This is a genomic window from Nostoc sp. C052 (genome assembly GCF_013393905.1).
Classification (GTDB): domain Bacteria; phylum Cyanobacteriota; class Cyanobacteriia; order Cyanobacteriales; family Nostocaceae; genus Nostoc.
Genome location: NZ_CP040272.1, coordinates 955,849 through 976,857, shown reverse-complemented (window position 1 = coordinate 976,857; position 21,009 = coordinate 955,849). Strand labels below are relative to the sequence as shown.

General features: G+C 41.9%; 17 protein-coding genes and 1 pseudogene. 7 read left to right on the top strand and 11 right to left on the bottom strand.

Going from position 1 to position 21,009, the window contains the following annotated elements; all coding sequences use genetic code 11:
- Positions 1-95: 95 nt before the first annotated feature.
- The 3 genes from FD723_RS04140 to FD723_RS04130 all read left to right on the top strand — a co-directional run bounded on the left by FD723_RS04140 (position 96) and on the right by FD723_RS04130 (position 2,543).
- A complete protein-coding gene (locus FD723_RS04140) occupies positions 96-461 on the top strand; it encodes an IS630 transposase-related protein (protein ID WP_179064208.1) in 366 nt (121 codons plus the stop codon).
- Positions 462-486: 25 nt separating this feature from the next.
- Positions 487-936 carry a transposase gene (locus FD723_RS04135; RefSeq protein WP_179064207.1) on the top strand — a complete coding sequence of 150 codons (450 nt, stop codon included), beginning with the start codon at positions 487-489 and terminating at the stop codon, positions 934-936.
- An 881-nt stretch (positions 937-1,817) separates the two neighbouring features.
- Positions 1,818-2,543: an HNH endonuclease gene (locus FD723_RS04130; protein WP_179064206.1), complete on the top strand. Its 726-nt coding sequence runs from the start codon at positions 1,818-1,820 to the stop codon at positions 2,541-2,543.
- Between the two features lie 181 nt (positions 2,544-2,724).
- Here the strand turns inward: FD723_RS04130 and nifD are convergent, their stop codons facing one another.
- The 7 genes from nifD to nifB form a co-directional block, all read right to left on the bottom strand.
- A complete protein-coding gene (nifD, locus tag FD723_RS04125; protein ID WP_179064205.1) occupies positions 2,725-4,167 on the bottom strand; it encodes a nitrogenase molybdenum-iron protein alpha chain in 1,443 nt (480 codons plus the stop codon).
- A gap of 166 nt (positions 4,168-4,333) precedes the next feature.
- The gene (nifH, locus tag FD723_RS04120) at positions 4,334-5,215 is read right to left on the bottom strand and encodes a nitrogenase iron protein (protein WP_179064204.1); all 882 of its coding nucleotides are present in this window, start codon (positions 5,213-5,215) and stop codon (positions 4,334-4,336) included.
- Positions 5,216-5,564: 349 nt separating this feature from the next.
- The gene (locus FD723_RS04115; RefSeq protein ID WP_118163828.1) at positions 5,565-5,921 is read right to left on the bottom strand and encodes a group 1 truncated hemoglobin; all 357 of its coding nucleotides are present in this window, start codon (positions 5,919-5,921) and stop codon (positions 5,565-5,567) included.
- Positions 5,922-6,186: 265 nt separating this feature from the next.
- Entirely contained in the window at positions 6,187-7,086 is a 900-nt protein-coding gene (nifU, locus tag FD723_RS04110; protein WP_179064203.1) for a Fe-S cluster assembly protein NifU, read from the bottom strand.
- 126 nt (positions 7,087-7,212) lie between these two features.
- Positions 7,213-8,421: a cysteine desulfurase NifS gene (gene nifS / locus FD723_RS04105; RefSeq protein ID WP_179064202.1), complete on the bottom strand. Its 1,209-nt coding sequence runs from the start codon at positions 8,419-8,421 to the stop codon at positions 7,213-7,215.
- Positions 8,422-8,455: 34 nt separating this feature from the next.
- Positions 8,456-8,812, bottom strand: a complete 357-nt coding sequence (locus tag FD723_RS04100) for a 4Fe-4S binding protein (RefSeq protein WP_179064201.1) — start codon at positions 8,810-8,812, stop codon at positions 8,456-8,458.
- Between the two features lie 125 nt (positions 8,813-8,937).
- Entirely contained in the window at positions 8,938-10,383 is a 1,446-nt protein-coding gene (gene nifB / locus FD723_RS04095) for a nitrogenase cofactor biosynthesis protein NifB (protein ID WP_179069023.1), read from the bottom strand.
- A gap of 1,136 nt (positions 10,384-11,519) precedes the next feature.
- On the opposite strand from nifB, the gene FD723_RS04090 reads away from it, so the two are divergent.
- Positions 11,520-12,098 (top strand): Uma2 family endonuclease, encoded by a 579-nt coding sequence (locus FD723_RS04090; protein ID WP_179064200.1) that lies wholly within the window; start codon positions 11,520-11,522, stop codon positions 12,096-12,098.
- Positions 12,099-12,120: 22 nt separating this feature from the next.
- Here the strand turns inward: FD723_RS04090 and FD723_RS04085 are convergent.
- The 3 genes and pseudogenes from FD723_RS04085 to FD723_RS04075 form a co-directional block, all read right to left on the bottom strand.
- Positions 12,121-12,342 (bottom strand): annotated as a pseudogene (locus tag FD723_RS04085) (XisI protein); the annotation flags it as partial.
- 225 nt (positions 12,343-12,567) lie between these two features.
- Positions 12,568-12,759, bottom strand: a complete 192-nt coding sequence (locus FD723_RS04080) for a hypothetical protein (protein WP_179064198.1) — start codon at positions 12,757-12,759, stop codon at positions 12,568-12,570.
- Between the two features lie 21 nt (positions 12,760-12,780).
- The gene (locus FD723_RS04075; protein WP_256875055.1) at positions 12,781-14,694 is read right to left on the bottom strand and encodes a sorbosone dehydrogenase family protein; all 1,914 of its coding nucleotides are present in this window, start codon (positions 14,692-14,694) and stop codon (positions 12,781-12,783) included.
- 630 nt (positions 14,695-15,324) lie between these two features.
- Here FD723_RS04075 and FD723_RS04070 point away from each other — a divergent pair.
- The 3 genes from FD723_RS04070 to FD723_RS42460 all read left to right on the top strand — a co-directional run bounded on the left by FD723_RS04070 (position 15,325) and on the right by FD723_RS42460 (position 18,842).
- Positions 15,325-18,333, top strand: coding sequence for a HEAT repeat domain-containing protein (locus FD723_RS04070; RefSeq protein ID WP_179064197.1), 3,009 nt, complete (start codon positions 15,325-15,327; stop codon positions 18,331-18,333).
- 139 nt (positions 18,334-18,472) lie between these two features.
- Positions 18,473-18,628: a hypothetical protein gene (locus FD723_RS04065; protein WP_179063504.1), complete on the top strand. Its 156-nt coding sequence runs from the start codon at positions 18,473-18,475 to the stop codon at positions 18,626-18,628.
- 76 nt (positions 18,629-18,704) lie between these two features.
- Positions 18,705-18,842: a hypothetical protein gene (locus FD723_RS42460; protein WP_256875054.1), complete on the top strand. Its 138-nt coding sequence runs from the start codon at positions 18,705-18,707 to the stop codon at positions 18,840-18,842.
- A 35-nt stretch (positions 18,843-18,877) separates the two neighbouring features.
- On the opposite strand, the gene FD723_RS42455 is transcribed toward FD723_RS42460, so the two are convergent.
- Complete coding sequence (locus tag FD723_RS42455) at positions 18,878-20,908, bottom strand: serine/threonine-protein kinase (RefSeq protein ID WP_179064196.1); 2,031 nt, start codon at positions 20,906-20,908, stop codon at positions 18,878-18,880.
- Between the last annotated feature and the right edge of the window lie 101 nt (positions 20,909-21,009).

Here is a 21,009-nt window from a genome sequence, read left to right as displayed (position 1 = left end):
AGGTCAGAGTGATAAAAGTTAAACTTACAGCAATTTGATATCAAACCCACCACAAAGCTCGTAAACTGTAAAAATGTAAAGAATAGTATTTAAAGATGGCAGCATATTCAATTGACTTACGACAAAAGATATTAAGTGCGTGGCAAAACAAAGAAGGCAGGCAAAGGGAATTAGCAAAACGATTTAAAGTCAGTTTGTCTTTTATTCGTGACTTTTTATGCCGGTATCGAGAGACGGCAGAGATTGCTGCCAGACCCCAAGGAGGAGACCGCCGCTCGAAGCTTAATAGTATTGAGCAAGAATTGTTAAAGGTAATCGTGACAGAGCAAAGCGATATATATTTGCGAGAAATTCAAGAAGCCATAAAAGAGCGCACAGAAATAGACGTAAGTATATCCAGTTTATCCCGCACTCTTAAACGCTTAAAATTAAATCGGAAAAAAAACTTTAGTATCGACTGAGCAAACTACAGAAAGAGTACAAAAATTGCGCTATGAATTTCGACTTTGGCTAGATACGATAGATGTCAAAAACCTGATATTTATTGATGAAACAGGTGTAAATCTGTCTATGACAAGACATTATGCCAGAGGAATTGACGGCGGAAGAATCTATGATGAGCGACCAGGTAATAAAGGCAAAAACATCACCGTAATTGGGGCTATGAGTGATGAGGGATTAATTGCCACTATGACTTTTCCAGGTAGTCTGAACACTGCTAGCTTTTTAGTTTTTATTGAGCAAATATTACTACCTCAGTTATGGATTGGAGCAATTATAGTCATGGACAATTTACCCGCTCATTATGCTGCAACTGCAAAATCTTTAATAGAATCTGTTGGCTCAAAGGTTAAGTTTTTGCCTCCATATTCACCTGATTTATCGCCAATTGAGTTATGTTGGTCAAAGCTAAAAGAAATTCAACGTTGGTGCTAAAACTCGAACATTCGATGCTCTAGATGTTGCAATAACTATGGCTGTTAATGCCATTACTGACGATAATGCTCTAAATTGGTTTAATCATTGCGGTCTCTTTTTTGAGCCTATTTAGATAACTCTTCTTGTGGCGCTTTTGATCACAAACTGCTGTAACTAGCGATCGCAACAACGTCTACTTCTTGTCCATCTCACAAATAATTCCTAAAGACGATCGCAACAACAGTCTACTTCTTTTACTGCGATGTCTACGACGGGCTATTCGGCGATCGCACTATCTCGTAAATTAGTTTTATTAACACGCAATCATCGGGATTTGGGCAAAGTACCCGGATTGTTAATTGAGGATTGGACGGTGTAATGCGATCACCTAATTTATTGTCGAGTGAGAGCGTAGGCAAAGCCCGTCGCAGACATCGCAACAACAGTCTACTTCTTTTACTGCAATGTCTACGACGGGCTATTCGGTGTCGCACTATCTCGTAAATTAGTTTTATTAACGCGCAATCATCAGGATTTGGGCAAAGTACCCGGATTGTTAATTGAGAATTGGACGGTTTAATACGTAGGCGCAGCCCGTCGTAGACATCGCTTAGTTTATTGTCGAGTGAGAGCGTAGGCAAAGCCCGTCGCAGACATCGCAACAACAGTCTACTTCTTTTACATCTCACACACAATCGTTAAAGGTAATTACTCCAAGTGGCTACTTTTTGTGGATATTAGATGGGGAAATTCTGTATAATATATAAATATTTAGATGAAAAATTTAGATGAAAAAATTCCAGATAATTATCCAAATCGGGTAATTAGACGGAAAATTTCAGTCTAATTATTTATTAGACCTTCTAAGAAGCAAAGTAATTTTTAAAGCCTCTGTTGTTATGGCATTTAGCGAGAAAATAAAACTGCTTGCAAAACAGAAATCAGCATTTAGGTGTTGTTTGTGTCATAAGCCTTTTGTGGAGATACATCACATAATCCCTCAAGCGGAAGGTGGATCAGACAAACTAGAAAATGCTGCGCCTTTGTGTTCATATTGTCATGATCTTTACGGAGGTAATCCAGAAAAGAGAAAGACAATTCGTCAGATGAGAGATGATTGGTGGAAGGTGATAGAAAAAAGGTGCAAAAATCTCACAGAATCAGTCGATCTGGAAAAGTTTTGTGAAATTCAATGTGGTGAAAATTGGGAAGGTATACTCCGCTCAGGGGGAATTTATCTCTATCATGCAGTGTTTGAAGAGGAAGATTTTGAGGACAGTGTTTATCATATCCACAGACTCGTCAAAACTACTCAGGATAAGTATCCTAACCAAAGAAGGTTTCTTTTTCTTGATATAGATGGTCATAAAAATGAAAATGGTGGGTTTGATCACGATATGCACGAGCTTCAAGTAAATTTTCTGTTGGGTCTTCTAGTACAATTTCTCACTGAAATTCATATGCCTCTAGGAACTATCAAAAATGAGAAAGCACAAAGGAATGATGTTCCAGAGAGAATAGAAATTTTTGAAAAGCTTGATCAAGAGTCTATCAATGAAGCAATTGATAAAGGTATATCTAGTATTTGGGTTGCAGATAAAGACAAGTTGATGACGTTTGAGTAATATTTGTTAAATGAAGCCGATCGCACCATTTAATCTAAATAATCGTCATTATAAATAGTCTTTTATTTAACAGTTTTTCTTAGAGCAAAATGCAGTAAAAATCTAAAAACCAGATTACATAAGAGTTATACTGTCTAAAGCATCAAAACAGATTGTTCCTAAATAACCCTGCAACTTACATTTAGGCTAGAAATAAGCTCTTTTTTCTCCCGCCGCTAAAAAACCTTGCATTATATGATGTTGAGGAGCGATCGCTAGGTTCGGAGTAATCCCAAGAGTGCATTTGACGGAAAGGAAGACCCATCTTTTGGAAGACATACTTCTCTTTCACACCAGAAGCTACTAGGTCAGGCTTCAGCGCTTTGATAAATTCCTCGAATTCGTAAGCGGTAACGTCGTCATAAACGATGGTGCCGTTTTCGATGTAGTGAGTGGTACGTTTGTAATCGTCATTATGAGCGAACTCATAACCTGTACCAATCATCTTCATTCCCAAGTCTTGGAAAGCTGGGACAACGTGGCGAGGACGTAGACCACCAACCATGATGGCAACGGTCTTACCTTCCAAACGGGGGCGATACTTAGCAACTACCGCATCCATTGTGGGCTGATACTTGGCGATAACCTTCTCAGCGTTTGCTTGGATTGTTTCGTCAAACTTGGAAGCGATTTCCCGTAAAGATTCAGCAATCTTGGTGGGGCCGAAGAAGTTGTATTCCAACCAGGGTATACCATAAGCTTCTTCCATGTGACGGCTGATGTAGTTCATCGACCGGTAACAGTGGATGAGGTTCATCTTCACATTGGGGGTCATCAACATTTCGTTGATTGTGCCATCACCTGACCACTGAGCGACTACGCGCAAGCCGATTTCTTCTAACAGGATGCGGCTAGCCCAAGCATCTCCACCGATGTTGTAGTCACCAATGATGGCTACATCATAAGGAGTACCTTCAAACTTGAGTGTACCGTCTTTTTTCGCTTGGTCGGATCTGGTGAATACCCAGTCACGAACCATGTCGTTAGCAATGTGGTGTCCCAATGATTGGGAAACACCCCGGAAGCCTTCGCAACGCACAGGTACAACTGGCTTGCCGATTTCTTTCGATGTCTTCCGAGCAACTGCTTCAATGTCATCCCCAATTAGACCGATGGGGCATTCAGATTGAATGGAAACACCACGGTTAAGAGGGAAAAGTACATCTAGTTCTTGGATGAGCTTGACAAGTTTCTTGTCACCACCGAACACGATATCTCTTTCTTGGAAGTCAGAGGTGAAATGCATGGTACCAAAGGTATCAATACCTGTGGTGCCGATGTAGTAGTTACGACGACCAGACCAAGACCAGTAACCGCAACCTACAGGCCCGTGGCTGATGTGGATCATGTCCTTAATAGGACCCCAAACCACACCTTTAGAACCGGCGTAAGCACAACCACGAGCGGTCATTACACCTGGAAGGGATTTGATGTTAGACTTAACGCCGCAATCGGACTTACCTTCTTCGTATACACTTAAGTGCTTTTCGCGCTTTTTAGCAGCTTTTTCAGGATAAGCACTGAGAACTTCTTTAATTAGTTCTTTTCTTTCTTCGATGATGTTTTGATTTTCTGGAGGTGTCATACTTAGCCTCTGTGACTCGTAAGGATCGGGGCATAGGGGGACTAGGAGTCCCCTCTAAGATTAGGGGGGAGATGGAAGAGAGAGGAAAAGGTAAGATATGGAACTCTTCCTTTTTCCTTGTGCTAAAGCATTATTTCTTAGCAGCTACTACTTGACTACAGGAGCTTTATTCAGCAGCAGTCTGAGCAACTAACTTAGCAGTATTTTCTTCGCTTTCGAGAATACCGAATTCGATCAACAATTCTTCTAGTTCTTCCATTTCGATGGGTGTAGGAATAGCCAAGTTTTTGTTGTTGATGATCTTGGTAGCCAATGTCCGATATTCGTTAGCTTGGTTGCTTTCTGGTGCGTATTCGTTAACGGTCATGCGGCGTAATTCAGCGTGTTGAACAATGTTGTCACGTGGTACGTAGTGAATCATTTGGGTGTTCAACCGTTTTGCCAAGGTTTCGATCAATTCGATTTCTCGGTCTGTGTTACGGCTGTTACAAATCAAACCACCCAAACGCACGCCACCGGTGTGAGCATACTTAAGAACACCACGAGCGATGTTGTTAGCAGCGTACATCGCCATCATTTCACCAGATGTCACGATGTAGATTTCTTGTGCCTTACCTTCGCGGATAGGCATTGCGAAACCACCGCATACAACGTCACCTAATACGTCGTAAGATACGAAGTCTAGGTCTTGGTAAGCACCATTTTCTTCTAAGAAGTTGATGGCGGTGATAATACCACGACCGGCGCAACCTACACCGGGTTCTGGACCACCAGATTCTACGCAACGAACGTTACGGAAACCAGTTAACATTACTTCTTCGAGTTCGATATCTTCTACTGCACCACGTTCAGCAGCCAAGTGAAGAACGGTTGTTTGAGCTTTGCTGTGCAGCATCAAACGGGTGGAGTCAGCTTTAGGGTCGCAACCGACGATGAGGATGCGTTGACCCATTTCTGCCATAGCTGCCAAGGTGTTTTGGGAGGTGGTAGATTTACCGATACCGCCTTTACCGTAGAAAGCTATCTGTCTAATGTTTTCTTCTGTCATTGTTCGTGTTTCCCTGCAATTGGTTGGTTGGTGGGTCTGTGCGTTTGTCAGTTGCGTTCACGCCAGTTGAGCGACAGTAGTGAGCGCGTGTAGAGCATCGTTGGTAGCGTTGGCATAAATGCCTGCTGGGGGCGATCGCTCCACAGCCAAAATTATTGACAGTAAGTTCATCGATCTTCCTCGTTAAAATTTTTTTCTTTTGGTTGTTTGTCCTTTGTCCTTTGTCATTTGTTTTGACAAAGAACAAAGAAAATTACGCAATTTACAAATACGTCATAATGTGTTTCAGCTTGCAAGATTCGATAGGACTTGATGTTGTTATTTGTCAACAATCAATGCATAAGTCCTATTACTTGTTCAAAATAGCGCCCTTCATGTTTGTGACGCGATCTAGTGCAGCTTTGGTGTTTTCTGCTGACACTCCACGCACAGCCATTGCTTCACCGAGATGCTTGGCGATCGCATCGAAGTGTGGTTGCTGTAAATTCAATCCTGCGTGGGTTTTGTCCATTGGACGACCGCCGTATTGCTTTGGCCCCTCAAATATTTGAGCTAAGAAAGCAACTAGATGATTGCGTTGCTTCGCCATGTCTGTACCAGCAAAAACGGGAGCGAGGAGGCTGTCTGTAGCAATGCGTTTGTGGAGTTCATCTACTACTTGTTCAATAGCCGGTTGTCCACCAATATTGTCGTACAATGTGCTCATACTTGTCTCCTTTGAAGCGAGTTGGATGATGAAATTTGCAAGTAGGCGCTTAATCTCTTGGCCTATATGCTGTTAGCAGTAATAGTGGTAGGACTGATACCAATTCGTAATACTTCGACTACGCTCAGTACAAGTTCGTAATTAAGAAAGAATTGGTATGAAGCATCGAGTGGAGACAATGATTCGGTTCAAATCCTACTTTCTGTTCCTGGCTGAATGCATATTAGGGCGTATTTGTAGAGTACGATAAGTCCTACAGCAATTCCTAAACTGCTTCGACTACAAGGCTCTTGCTGACACGATCTTGTAATCTGGCTTCGATCGCAATTTTGAGAGTTGCTGTACTACTAGAACAGGAACCACAAGCACCTTGCAGTACAACTTTAACGCGATCGCCTTCTACATCATAGAGTTCTACATCTCCCCCGTCTGCAATCAGTACGGGTCTGACTTCTTCATCAAGAACTTTTTGAATTAGAGCAATCTTTTGCACGTTTGTTAGCGCTCGTTGCTTTGAATTAACAATTTCTGTGGCAACTTTTACGCCGTAATTGTTGAGAGCAGGTGAGGCGTATTCCTGTTGAACTGATCTAATAATATCATCAATGTTCGCCAGACAGGAACCGCATCCGCCACCAGCTTTCACATAATTTGTTACTTGCTCGGCATCCGTGAGATGATTTTCTAGAATCACGCGACGAATTTTAGATTCGCTGATGCCAAAGCAACTGCAAACTAATGCACCTTCATCGTCATCATCGTGGGTAGCTAGAGGTATGCCACGATAATTATAGATAGCGGCTTCTAGCGCTTCTTGTCCCATCACAGAGCAGTGCATCTTTGCTTCTGGTAAACCACCCAGGTAATCTGCAATGTCTTTATTGGACACTTTCAGGGCTTCATCTAAGGTTAAACCTTTAACCATTTCGGTTAATGCACTAGAAGATGCGATCGCACTAGTACAGCCAAAGGTTTGAAAGCGAGCATCTAGAATCTTATCAGATTCTACTTCCACTTTCAGGTGTAATCTCAGAGCATCGCCGCAAGCAATGCTGCCGATTTCACCCGTTGCAACCTTAACTCCAGCTTCGCCCGTTTCTTCAATTTCTCCCTGATTTTTGGGATCGTAAAACAGTTCTAATACTTTATCGGTGTAGTCCCACATATTATTAAGTGCTGAGTGCTGAGTACTGAGTAATGAGTGGGGAGTGGGGGGATTGGGGAAGGGGGAAGGGGAAAAATCATTCCTTTACCCTTTACCCTTTAACCTTTTCCCATTTTTTCCCAGTCCCTAACGATGCGCTAGTGCTTGTTCTTGTCCTTGCAACCAACCTGCATCATCATTTTTGAAGGGAGAGAGGGCGCGTAAACGTTCTACAATACTGGGCATTACCTCTATTACTTGATCGATTTCGGCTTCTGTGGTGTAGCGACAAAGACTGAAGCGAATTGAACCGTGCAAAGTTGTGTAGGGTAAGCCCATTGCCCGCAGGACATGGGAGGGTTCCAGAGAACCGGAGGTACAAGCAGAACCGGATGATGCACAGATACCGTATTTGTTCAATAACAGTAGGATTGCTTCACCTTCGATGTACTTGAAGCCGATATTGGTTGTGTTTGGCAATCTCTGCGTAACGTCGCCATTAACTACACAATCGGGAATTTTAGCGAGTAAAGTTTGTTCGAGGCGATCGCGCAGCTTTCTTTCTCTTGCCGTCGCTTCTTCTAAGTGTAACAGTTCTAGTTCCGCAGCTTTGCCCAAGGCAATAATTCCTGGAACATTCTCAGTTCCCGCTCTCCGTCCGCGTTCTTGGTGTCCCCCAATCATGAAGGGACGGAACCGAACTCCGCGCCGAATATATAAAGCACCAATTCCTTTCGGCCCGTGCAGCTTGTGACCAGACAGGGTTAACATATCGACGGTGCTAGTCTTCATATTCAACGGGATTTTTCCCACAGCTTGCACTGCATCTACATGGAAGATAGCGCCAGATTCTTTGACGCGCAACCCAATTTGCTCAATCGGGAAAACCGTGCCGGTTTCGTTATTAGCATACATAATTGTCACCAAGGCGGTGTTACCCGTCAAGGAAGCTTCTAGTTCATCTAGATCCAGCTGCCCTTGATGATTTACTGATAGATAGGTAACACTATAACCTTGAGTTTCTAATTGTTTGCAGACATTGAGTACTGCTGGATGTTCAACTTGGGTAGTGACGATATGGCGCTTTTCTGGTTGCGCTAACAGTGCGGCTCGAATCGCCGCGTTATCTCCCTCAGTACCACAACTTGTGTAGACAATTTCTGACTCATCGGCTCCCAGGATGGCTGCAAGTTGTTCTCTTGCGGTTCTCACTGCTTTACCGACTTGCCCACCAAAGGTATGCATACTGGAGGGATTGCCGTAATAATCCGTCAGGTAAGGTAGCATTACCTCTATAACTTCTGGGTCTACCTTAGTGGTGGCATTATTATCGAGATAGATGCAGTTATTTTGCATTGTTGTCTTCAATTAAGAATTAGGAATTATTTAATTAAGCTTCAGAACCCACTGATTGGGATTGACGCTTTTGCAATTGCTCAGAGTATTTCTGAGAATAGGTTTGAAACCAACGTTCCCAGTAATCTTGTTTATTTGTTAATTTAGCGATTACGCGGTTGTAATTAGCAAACCAGCCTTCCCAATAATCGCTAGGCTGCTTAACGCAACCGTCGCAGGTGGGACAACCAGCTTTACACTGAGGCACGGTATGAATGCTACCAACACAGTTTGTACAAAGTTCAGGGTCAATCCAGTGCTGTCCATCAACCACTTTAATTGCATTCGTCGGACATACCGTTAGACAGAGATTGCAGGAAATACACTGGCTAGTAAGAATTTTGTAAGCCATGATTTATTCTCCTTTTGGGGAATGGTTACTGGGGATTGGGTACTGGGTACTGGGTAATGGATACTGGATACTGGGTATTGATTGGGAAAATTCTTCCTTAATTCCCAGTCCCCAGTCCCTAATCCCTAATTCCCTAATTCCTTAACGTATTGCTCGTAGAACTCTAAAGCAACCTTTTCAATTACGTCGTAAGCTTCAACAGTCTTGATTCCAGCTTCTTGCAATTTTTCTTGAGGACAGTTACCAATCTTGGAGACTAAAACTGCTTTGCAATCTGCGATCGCTTTCATAATATGCTCAAAAGAAGCTTCTTCGCTGTATCCACCTTGGCAGTACTGGTCAATTTTGCGATGACCGATAAAGCGAACTTCGTTTCCACCCACTTCGTAAATTTGGAATTCTTTCGCATGACCGAAGTGTTGGTTAACTAAGCCGCCGCCTTTGGTTGCTACTGCAACTAAAACTTTCGGACTATTGGCAATTTTCTTACCAGCTAGCGCTTTATCTTTGGCTACTTTAAGTTCTTCTTTAAACTTCTCAATTCCTTCGTGAACAGTAGCGCGTTGTTCCATGTCATATTCGGGAGCCATTTCCAAGAATTTCTCTTTGGAAAACTCTTGGCTGCGGTCTTCTCCCAATAATCCGACTGCATCGGCACGGCACTGGCGACAGTGACGCATCATTTTCATGTTACCGGAGCAGTTGTCTTGAACTTCTTTGAGTTCTTTGGGTGTGGGGCCGCGTTGACCGGTTAAACCGAAGTGTGTGCCATGTTCTGGTGCAGAAATCAATGGCATGATGTTGTGCAAGAATGCACCTTTCTCACGGATGACTCGATTCACTTCGACTAAGTGATGGTCATTAATTCCGGGAATCATCACGGAGTTGACTTTGCACAAGATGTCAGCATCTTTCAGGGCTTGCAATCCTTCCATCTGTCTTTCGTGGAGGATTTTTGCACCTTCAAGACCTCTGTAACGCTTGCGTCTGTAGTGAACCCAAGGATAAATTTTAGCACCGATCTCTGGATCTACCATGTTAATGGTGATCGTCACGTGATCTATATTTAATTGTTTAATGCGATCGATGTAGTCTGGCAGCATTAAACCATTGGTTGATAAGCACAGCTTGATGTCTGGTGCTTGCTCTGCAATCAACTCAAATGTGCGGAAAGTCTTTTCTGGGTTCGCCAATGGGTCGCCAGGGCCAGCAATTCCCACGACTGTCATTTGGGGAATCTTGCCACCAATGACCAAAGCTTTGTGTGCGGCTTCTTCTGGTGTTAGCAATTCGCTAACTACTCCAGGACGGCTTTCGTTAGCGCAATCATATTTGCGGTTGCAATAGTTGCATTGAATGTTGCAAGCTGGTGCAACTGCAACGTGCATCCGGGCGTAGTGGTGATGAGCGTCTTCGCTGTAGCAGGGATGTTTAGCAATGCGTTCTTGGAGCTTTTCGTCCCTTTCCACGGTGGTGCTGGTGGTGCTATCGCAGCCGCAACCACCTGATTTTGCTTGGGTTGGCGATTCCGTAGCGTTGGAGTTGAGGAGTCGTGTAGACGGTGATGTCATTGAGTTTCGCAAAAGGTCGGTGGACTTGGCTGCCACTGTGGGAGATGCTGTTGCTACTCTTCGATGCCCAGAATTGAAGTCGCGTCTTTCACACTGCCTGCAAACCCTTGGGTTCGGGCGACTTGTTTTCAAGTAAAGCAGGCGATAGATATCTGATGTTCGGCTGGTGTGTGTCAACGTTCGGTTCTTGGGTAGAATTTGTGCTTACAGCCGCGACTTCTCTTCACTTCAGGCATGGTGCTATGTCATCCCTCCACTCACCCTTCGCTTTGTTTTGTTTCAGAGCGTTAGGTGATTGGCGATATAAGATTTATAGCAGCCGTCTCCCAGCCAGATGTTGCGTCTCTCTAGGATAGAATTTATTGGATTTATTACTTTTGTACTCAAATACTAAAAACCCTAATTCTTCAAGCGTTACAAGAATTAAAAAAGTTTTTTTCAGGTAGGGGTTCTAGTATTTTTTGGTTGGGGTTCTAGTGTTTATAGATAGGGGTTCAGGATTTCTTTGTACTCAGCCAAAACCCAATCCTAGCAATAACTTTAACTAAATTGAAACTAGGTTTGGGTTATTTAAATGTGTACTCAGATTGCCCTCAAGTTCCGTCAAAAGCAAGAAATGACAAGGGTTTGAGGGTGAAAAACTGGAGTAGTCTACATCGTTCTACTCCAGAAACGTGCGAAATTCAATTCTGTATCTAACATATCATTTTTTTCAGGGTAAAAATGCAATTCATATTTATTTAATTTTTGCTTTGACAATGATGTTCAATTGTGGTTCTAAGTCTTGTCTGATCAGCGATGTGAGGCAATGAAAATAGGTGTGTTGCTGCATATCATTTTCAAAAAACTTAACTTTTAACTTCTTTTTTTCATTCCCACAATGAGGAGATGGGTAGTAAACTGTCGGATTTTGTGTTTAGGAGAAACAACAAACTATAATCTAACATGATTGAGCGATCGCAATGATTTTTCTGAATTGCTCACTACAAACCTTAGCAAAAAACCCCATTCCCAACACGGGAAGGGGCAAAATTTAAAATATTTCTTCTTAATAGGATAGAGGTTGTCCAGATACCGCCCTTTGTTGCTGATACTATTTGGCTACAATCAAACCAAACGTGAAAAAATCTTAAGTTATGATAGCCATTTCCCAACAGCCGCCCAAAATGACCGTTGAGGAGTATCTCGAATGGGAACCTCAGCAAGACCTTCGCTACGAATATGCAAATGGCGAAGTGTTTGCTATGACAGGCGGTACAATTCCCCATAACGACATAGCGCTAAATCTCTACAGACCTTTGTACCCTCATTTGCGTTCCAGGGGTTGTCGAGTGAATGTGTTAGACGTGAAAATGCAACTCACTCCCCAAAGTCGCTACTATTATCCTGATGTTATTGTCAGTTGCGACCCTGAAGACCTTAATGCCCGCAACTTTATTCAACATCCGAAGTTAATTGCCGAAGTTCTTTCCCCAGGTACAAGCGCGAAGGATCGGGGTGAAAAATTTACTTATTACCTGAGAATCCCCAGTTTGCAAGAGTATATCTTGATTGACTCGGAACAAATCTCCGTTGAGCGTTACTGTCGGGGTGAGGGTAGGATGTGGTTTTACTATCCCTACACGGCTGGAGATATCGTCACCTTATCGAGTATTGAATTTGAGTGTCCGATTGAATTGCTGTATGAAGGTGTTGTATTTACCACTGAAGAATAAAGAGAATGTTCCGTGTTAACTTTTAAGCAACTGCATAGCCAGTGTAAGGTCTTAACTCCGGTGAACGAAACCCCAGAACAATGTGTTCTTTAGGAATTCCAGCCCGTTCTAAATCGGCAGCAATGCCTTCTTCCGTGCCATCCCGTTGAATCCAGATTTTGCCATCAATCAGGTCAATATGAACCAGACAGCCATGAATACGGCGATCGCCATCCCAACCTAGATCCATCCACAAATAGCGATCGCGGGTCTTTAATCAAAGCATTTTTGACATTGTTGTGATATGGGTCTCTAGCTGGCATACAAGTGTAGTTTTAGACTGATATTTCCATTTTAGGAAATTTCTGACTGCGCCTAGCATCCTTGTTAAATCCCATACGATGCCGATAGCGAGTCTGCGTACCCTTACAGGTAAGCAAGCTACGCTTTTAGCGTCTGTCTACGACACGCTGCGCGAACGCAGAGAGCGTCACAGCCCGTCGTAGACAGTGCAGTTTCCAGCTAATTGCAAATAAAGACTCTGCAAGTCAGCCGAAATGCTGTTATTCAAAGTTTTGCTACCTCTGGAGTTATGGTTTAGTTCAAAAGGCAGACTTGTATATACTGATGAACGAGCGTCAACAGTTAGTAGTTGGTTAGCTAAAACAGAAGAACATCCCAAATTGTCTTTGCAAATTTGGTGCTACTTGACCTCGATAAACGATATTATGTTATCCAAGTCATTTCCAATGTAACTATAATCACCAGCACTAAACTCACGGCATAGTCCACCAGTTTCATTTTGGCACACACGTACCACTGTATTTGGTGGTACACGTAATGAGCTAATACTGTCATTACCAACAATATTTAAGCCACCTTCGTTAGCTTTGTATACTCCTGGAGTTGTCGGAAAAGACTGGGAAACTCCAGCAAAATTCTGATCTCTATAGACCTCAACTTGTGGTGACGACGTGGAGGAAGGATTGACCTCGATAAACGATATTATGTTATCCAAGTCATTTCCAACATAACTATAATCACCAGCACTAAACTCACGGCATAGACCACCAGTTTCATGTTGGCACACACGTACCACTGTATTTGGTGGTACACGTAATGAGCTAATAGCGTCATTACCAACAATATTTAAGCCACCTTCGTTAGCTTTGTATACTCCTGGAGTTGTCGGAAAAGACTGGGAAACTCCAGCAAAATTCTGATCTCTATAGACCTTAACTTGTGGTAGCGTAGACGACACATTGTAGGAGAGCTTGTAAATAGTACCGCTGTAATCATCAGAAATTAACAAATTACCTTGTGGATCGACTACCATATCCACAGGTCGTCCCCAAGTTTCTTGTGTTGCTGGAACTACCCAACCACTGACTAAATCTATCTCTTCTCCTGGGGTCTGTATCGTAGTGTTCCAAGGAAAGTAAGCAATTTTGTAGCCCGTTTTTGTCTGCCGATTCCATGAACCATGTAACCCCGTCACTACCCCATTTGAGTACAGACTAGGAAAATTGGTATTTTGTAAGAATGTTAGTCCCAAGGGAGCCGAATGAGCTTGGATACCCTTGGTAATCCTATCCATCGCATCGCAATTAACATGTCCATCAGCATTAAACTGATAGTCGCGGTCAAAGGGCATATTGTTGAGGCCATTTGGCGTGTCAGGATTGGGGTTGCAAAATGGCCAACCGTAATTACCGCCATCTCGGACTTTCGTAAACTCCTCTGGTGGGTGGTTGTCAACGTAGGACGGAATAATATTTCCGTAATTGCCACTACCATCGTTGAAGGGATAGGCGATATTATCTCGATTATTAACGACTACCCAAAGGTCATTTGTGTTAGGTAAGAATGCTAATCCTTCGGCATTGCGTAAACCTTGAGCAAAAAGCCGTTGATTACTTCCATCTGCGTTGTATTGGTAAATCGCGCCGCGCTTGGGGTTACTAACGGTATCTTGCGTACAAGCATTGCATGTAGAAGCGATCGACACGTACAGTTTATGATTGGCATCGAGTGCGATATTTTTTAGTTCGTGACCATAAGCACCTCTGAGTTCGGCTGTGCTGCTGTCTGGTAAACCAGCTACGACAACTTCGCGATTCTGCGCGGTTATATCTCCAGAGTTGTAGATGAAGCGGTTAATTTGATGACTCTCAGAGATATAAATGTATGTGGTGTTGTCAATGGTGTGAAATACAATGTCGTGCGGTTTGCGTAGACCTGTTACGAAGTCAGAAATAATTGGGTCATTAGTGCCATTTGGCCTTACGATTACAACTTTACCCAAACTGGGCTGCGACACTAAAAGATCCCCATTGGGAGCAACTGCCATAAAGCGCGCTTGCGGAATGCGAGCATAAACAGAAACAGAAAAGTTAGGCGGCACTTTCAAGTAACGGTTAATATTAAAGGGCGTATAGCTCATTGTATTAGGCACTGTCAGCTTGGTTTCAACAGATGCATCTGGGAGTTGACCGAAAGCTGCGGTAGGAAAAACTTCTAAGGATATCAAACTAGTAAGTGAGGCGATAACACTAACTAGCGATGCGGATAGTATACGTCCGAACATCTGTGTTGGATTTAGGAAAAACACACCCATTTTTGAACTTCCTTCTATTATGGTAGTGATGTATATTACACATAACTCTCAGTTGATCGATTTTTTGAGAGTTAGGGATTTACAAATAAACTATACCTGGATCTGGCCTGCCCTTAGCCGAAGCCGGGCAATACCTCACGCTTACCCCACAAGAAGTAGTTGAATATTTTTTTATTTGGAAGTCCCTTTGAAAGAAGCTTACTCAGGGGTACTAGTTTTTGCAATACTTCGTTAGTTATATTCTTTGACTCAAAACTTGTTAACGGAGTTCTAAGTCAAGAAATTGATTGAAGCGGGTAAAATTCGTACAGTTATTAAGCACACATATCCTTGATAAGAACTAGTAGTCTGATCGCATTTGTTATTTTGGCGTGTCCATAACGCACCCTACTGGCGTGGCAAGCTTAAAATAGTACATTAGACGTAGGTTGGGTGGAGCGGAGCGCAACCCAACATATATCAGGATGTTGGGTTACGCAAAGCCTCCATTCAACCTTGTATCTTAAAAGAGAGATTTAGGCAGAGGTTTTCCAGATACCTGTGATATTTCTGCAATCACCCTGAAATTCGGAAACATTACTCCAGCTAGTGGATATACTCGTAATCAAACTCTCAACAGAAGCGAGTATTATGCTGGACTGGTTAGCTATGTGGGGTGTAACTCAGGCCGCCGGGTTGATTTTTAAACCCATTCTGGAAAACTTAGCCAAGGATGCTGCTAAAGATTGGGCTAAAGATTTATTAAAAGGCATCCCTGGCAAGATTTTCCAGAAACTTAAGAAGGAAGACATAGAAATTGCTGCTGGTAAAGCCTTAAAGGAATTTTTGCAACTCATGCAGCAGCAGTTAAAGGTTCGTTGCAAACTTGCTGAAACTGAGATTAAAGAGTACACCACAGACATCCAGAAATTTATCAGCGATAAATCGGTTACAGAAATTCTTGGTCAGGCTTTTGATATTAATTGTGAATCTCTAGACGCTAAAACCCTAGAAGATAGTTGGAACAGGTTGCAATTAAAACCTCTGCCATCTAAATTTAACTGGCAATCAATTACAGAGCAGTATTTAACACAAGTCCAAGAACTTCTTTTAGATTCAAAAGATTTACACCATATCTTAGAATTACAAAAGTTATCTGATATTGAAATCAATACCAAAGAAATTGCTGGTGTTATTGTAGATTTTAATTTAGTTAAATATCAAGAAGGAATCCGCGAACGCTATGGCAATCTCAAATTAGATAGCTTAGATACTAGCGGCTATGCCTATAACGAACTGAAATTATGGCGGATTTTTACTGCTCAAAATGTCCGGGAAACTCATCAAGTTTTAGCACAAGTTCACGAACTACCTAAAGAACATCTTAGACGGCTGCGAGAAACTGACCAAGTAGAAGCAGAAGTGGAATTAGAAGAATTAGAACGCCACAAACGGATTTATTTTGAACAGCCGATCCGTTCAGTTTTAGATGTTGTCAATAAAAAGCAAGATTATAAATATCTTGTGATTTTGGGCGATCCTGGTTCAGGTAAGTCTACATTGTTGCAATTTCTGGCTTTGAATTGGGCTGAGTCTCCACTGAATAATGTTATCTCATTACCAATTCCATTGCTAATTGAGTTACGCACTTATATGCGGCGATGGGAAGATAAAGAGTGCAATAATTTTCTAGAATTTTTTCATCAATGTAGTGGTGCTGTTCATCATCTCAATCAACTTGAACTAGATAAACAATTAAAAGCTGGTAATGCCTTAGTGATGTTTGATGGTTTGGATGAGGTATTTGACCCTGGTAAGCGAGAGGATATAATTACTGATATTCATCGCTTTACTAATGACTATCCTGATGTGCAGGTAATTGTCACTTCTCGGATTATTGGCTATAAACCGCAACGATTGCTTAATGCTGAGTTTCGCCACTTTATCTTACAAGATTTAGACTCAGAACAAATTCAGGATTTTATCTACCGTTGGCATGAGTTAACTTTTACCGATGCAGTAGATAAAGTGAGAAAACGGGAACGGCTACAAAGAGGAATTGAAGCTTCCAAATCTATTGCAGAATTGGCAGGAAATCCTCTGCTGTTGACGATGATGGCAATTCTTAATCGTAATCAAGAGCTACCAAGAGATAGAGCTACACTTTACGATCAAGCATCGCGGGTACTGCTACATCAATGGGATGTGGAACGTGCTTTGACAGAAGATAAGAGGTTAGATCCCAAGACTATTAATTATAAAGATAAGCAAGCGATGCTGCGTAAGGTAGCTTATCTTATGCAAACTGGGGAGAAAGATTTGGCAGGGAATTTGATGAATGAAAATGATTTAGTCAAAGTTCTGACTGACTATCTCAAAACCATAGAATTTGATAAACCCAGAGAAGCTGCGCGGGTGATGATTAATCAACTGCGGACTCGCAACTTTATGTTGTGTTTCCTGGGTGCAGATTATTATGCTTTTGTGCATCGGACATTCTTGGAATATTTTTGTGCTTCGGAGTTTGTCTGGCAGTTTGAGAAAGAACGCAATCTTTCAATTGAGTCTCTAAAAACTGAAGTTTTTGGCAAGCACTGGCAAGATGAAAGTTGGCATGAAGTGTTGCTGCTAATTGCGGGAATGATTGAGCCAAGATTTGTTGGCGAGATTCTTGATTATTTAATGGCGCAAGATGGCGAAGAGGAAAAGTTTGTTAATCTTTTTTTAGCGGCTAAGTGTCTTGCAGAGGTGAGAAATCGCTCGGCGATCGCGTCAACGGCTACTCTATTACTTGACAAGCTAAAAGCCTTAACTAAATATGATCTTTGGTACTATTACGTCCCCCATCGAGATGAAGAAGCTAAAGTATTTCATGAAATTTGCACTCAAGCAGTCACAGCAATTGCAACGACCTGGCAAGAATCTTCCGACACTAAAACCTGGCTCCAAGAACGCGCTACCCAGGATGATAACTGGGATGTGCGACATACAGCAGTCGAAGAATTAGCGAAGAATTTCAAAGATGACCCCGACACCAAATTCTTTCTCAAAGAACGTGCTACCCAGGATGATGACAACGATGTACGAGGTGCAGCAGTCCGAGAATTAGCGAAGAACTTCAAAGATGACCCCGACACCAAATTCTTTCTCAAAGAACGCGCTACCCATGATGATGAAAACGACGTGCGATGTGTAGCAGTCCGAGAATTAGCGAAGAACTTCAAAGATGACCCCGACACCAAATTCTTCCTCAAAGAACGCGCTACCCATGATGATGACAACTATGTGCAACGTGTAGCAATCCAAGAATTAGCGAAGAACTTCAAAGATGACCCCGATACCAAATTCTTTCTCAAAGAACTCGCTATCCATGATGATGACAACTATGTGCGAGGTGTAGCAGTCCGAGAATTAGCTAAATACTTTAAATATCAGCCTGAGTTGTTTAACATCTACCACAACTGCGCTATTTATAACCCCTTTGAGCGCAAGCAAGAGCATGAAACTAATCCTCGGCGCATTGCACTGGAGATAATTATCAAGCAATTTCCTCAGCATGACCAGACTTTGCCACTGTTGCGCGATCGCGCAGAGAATGACCCAGATGAGCAAGTGCGGGAATTTGCTCAGAAGAAGTTGGCACAATTAAGCAATAATTGACGAGAATATTCCTGTAGAGACGACGATTTATCGCGTCTAACGTGCTAGTTTTTCAGACGCGATAAATCGCGTCTCTACATGAGGGTCTTTCTGGTTATCCCATCTAAATTAGTAAAATTAAATAAAAATAGGTAATCTCATGACTACATCTGTAAATACAACCAAAGTCTACGAGGAAATTATAGAGTTTATTGCTGCTGGCACTACTCCCCAAAGCGTTATCGATTTCAAACTCTCGGATTCAGCCAAAGAACGTTTAGAGAATCTCGTTTACCGCGCAAGAACTGAAGGCTAACTTGTACGGTTTTTTATTTTTTAACCCACGCAGAGACTTTTGGGGTGAGCATTTTCGACTAGATGAGGCTGTAATTGTGCATAAAACAGATATCGGTGAAGTTACCGCACGTATCCTAGATTTTAACAGCGATGAAAGACTTCTAGAACGACAAGCTTTAATTGCATCTGGTCAGTATCCCTCAGCATCGGCGCTAAAACAGATAAATAAATAGGTTATGATGTGCGAATTTTCTTCAGCACAGACTTGCTAACCTAACTCAAGTTGTTTAATGCGTTTTAGAGCATCTTGATAGTCACTTTCTTTTCCTTGTTGCTTATACAAATCGGCAGATTTACGAAAATCTTCAATTGCTGCTTGCTTATTTCCTAAATTAGACTGAGAATTACCCCGGTTGTAGTAAGCATTTGCATAATTGGGATTAATTTTAATAGCTTGGTTGTAATCTTCAATTGCTGCTTGGTTATTTCCTAAATTATAGAGAGCTAAACCCCGGTTGTAGTAAGCATTTGCATCGTTGGAATTAATTCTAATGGCTTGGTTGTAATCTTCAATTGCTGCTTGGTTATTTCTTAAATTATAGCGAGCTAAACCCCGATTGTAGTAAGCACTTGCATAGTTGGGATTAATTTTAATAGCTTGATTATAATCTTCAATTGCTGCTTGGTTATTTCCTAAATTATAGAGAGCTAAACCCCGGTTGTAGTAAGCACTTGCATAGTTGGGATTAATTCTAATAGCTTGGTTATAATCTTCAATTGCTGCTTGGTTATTTCCTAAATTATAGCTAGCTAAACCGCGAGCCATGTAAGAATTTGCATAGTTGGGATTAATTCTAATAGCTTGGTTATAATCTTCAATTGCTGCTTGGTTATCTCCTAAATCGTAGCGGACTAAACCACGGTTATAGTAAGCATTTGCATCGTTAGGATTAATTTTAATGGCTTGGTTATAATCTTCAATTGCTGCTTGGTTGTCTTCCAAATTATAGCGAGCTAAACCCCGATTTATGTAAGCATTTGCATCGTTAGGATTAATTTTAATGGCTTGGTTGTAATCTTCAATTGCTGTTTGCTTATCTCCTAAATCATAGCGAGCTAAACCCCGATTTATGTAAGCAACTGCATAGTTAGGATTAATTTGGATGGCTTGGGTATAATCTTCAATTGCACCGCGAAAATCTTTGTTGTTGTATTTTTCTAATCCTTCATTATAGTAAGCTTCAGCACTTTTACTTTTCTGTTCTATTGTTACTGGATTTGTCGGTCTTAGCAAATAAACAGCACCACCACCCATCAATACAATTAATGGAATAACAACAAGATATATAGAATTAGAATTTTTTTGCAGAGGTGGTGGAATAACTGGAGGTATAACAGGCTGAGTTACTGGTATTGGCTCTGAATTTAACGCTTGTAAAACTTCCGTCGCCGACTGATAACGCTGCTGGTATTCTTCTTGCAACAATCTATCCAGTATTCGCCCCAAATCCTCACTTACTGGTTGCTGCAAATACTGTCTCCAACTAGCAACCCAACCATAACCTTGTCGTTGCCAAAGTTCCCAAGGGTGAATTCCACTCAACAGGTGAAAGCAAGTTGCACCTACACTATATAAATCACTCGCTGGGTAAGCTTTACCTCCCTGCATTTGTTCCAATGATGCATAACCAAAAGAACCAATGGTTGTTCCTATTTGTGTCATCACTGTTGCTGTCAATTGTTTGGATGCACCAAAGTCAATCAGCACTAACTGCCCGTCACTGCGACGAATGATATTCTCTGGCTTGATATCGCGGTGAATGACTTGCTGTTGATGAACTGTTTTGAGAATATCTAACAAATCGAGCAATAATTCTCTAACTTTCTGCTGATTGAAAATTCCCTGCTGTTTTAATTCATCTAATAAATTCTGTCCGTCGATAAACTCCTGCACCAAATACAGGCGATTATCTTGGTTAAAATACGCCAATAGTGTGGGAATTTGGCGATGGTTTCCTAATTGTTGCAGTTGCTTTGCTTCTTGCTCAAATAGTTCTGTGGCTTTGTTTAGTGCGGCAGTTCCCTGGACTTGCGGTGCAAATTGCTTGATGACACAATACTCATTTAGTTTGTCTATATCTTCTGCTAAATAAGTTTTACCAAATCCACCACCACCTAATGATTTAATCGGGCGATAGCGGTTTCTCAGCACTACCATTCCTGTACCGCAGTTAGAGCAAAACATTGTGCGATCGCTATTGGGCGGATTGTGGCAATCTGGATTTAAGCAGCAGATCATAGCTATGCTTTCATTAGGAAATGTAATTATTATCGCTTAACTACAAGCTATTCCCTAGAGAAATCGCAAAAAAGCTCGTCAGTACATCAGTGCGGAGTAAG

Coding starts and splice junctions, on each gene's coding strand:
- FD723_RS04130 (WP_179064206.1), top strand. CDS start 1,818: ATGGCATTTAGCGAGAAAATAAAACTGCTTGCAAAACAGAAATCAGCA.
- nifB (WP_179069023.1), bottom strand. CDS start 10,383: ATGACATCACCGTCTACACGACTCCTCAACTCCAACGCTACGGAATCG.
- nifU (WP_179064203.1), bottom strand. CDS start 7,086: ATGTGGGACTACACCGATAAAGTATTAGAACTGTTTTACGATCCCAAA.
- FD723_RS04115 (WP_118163828.1), bottom strand. CDS start 5,921: ATGAGCACATTGTACGACAATATTGGTGGACAACCGGCTATTGAACAA.
- nifD (WP_179064205.1), bottom strand. CDS start 4,167: ATGACACCTCCAGAAAATCAAAACATCATCGAAGAAAGAAAAGAACTA.
- FD723_RS04140 (WP_179064208.1), top strand. CDS start 96: ATGGCAGCATATTCAATTGACTTACGACAAAAGATATTAAGTGCGTGG.
- FD723_RS04100 (WP_179064201.1), bottom strand. CDS start 8,812: ATGGCTTACAAAATTCTTACTAGCCAGTGTATTTCCTGCAATCTCTGT.
- FD723_RS42455 (WP_179064196.1), bottom strand. CDS start 20,908: ATGATCTGCTGCTTAAATCCAGATTGCCACAATCCGCCCAATAGCGAT.
- FD723_RS04070 (WP_179064197.1), top strand. CDS start 15,325: ATGCTGGACTGGTTAGCTATGTGGGGTGTAACTCAGGCCGCCGGGTTG.
- nifS (WP_179064202.1), bottom strand. CDS start 8,421: ATGCAAAATAACTGCATCTATCTCGATAATAATGCCACCACTAAGGTA.
- nifH (WP_179064204.1), bottom strand. CDS start 5,215: ATGACAGAAGAAAACATTAGACAGATAGCTTTCTACGGTAAAGGCGGT.
- FD723_RS04090 (WP_179064200.1), top strand. CDS start 11,520: ATGATAGCCATTTCCCAACAGCCGCCCAAAATGACCGTTGAGGAGTAT.
- FD723_RS04075 (WP_256875055.1), bottom strand. CDS start 14,694: ATGGGTGTGTTTTTCCTAAATCCAACACAGATGTTCGGACGTATACTA.
- FD723_RS04065 (WP_179063504.1), top strand. CDS start 18,473: ATGACTACATCTGTAAATACAACCAAAGTCTACGAGGAAATTATAGAG.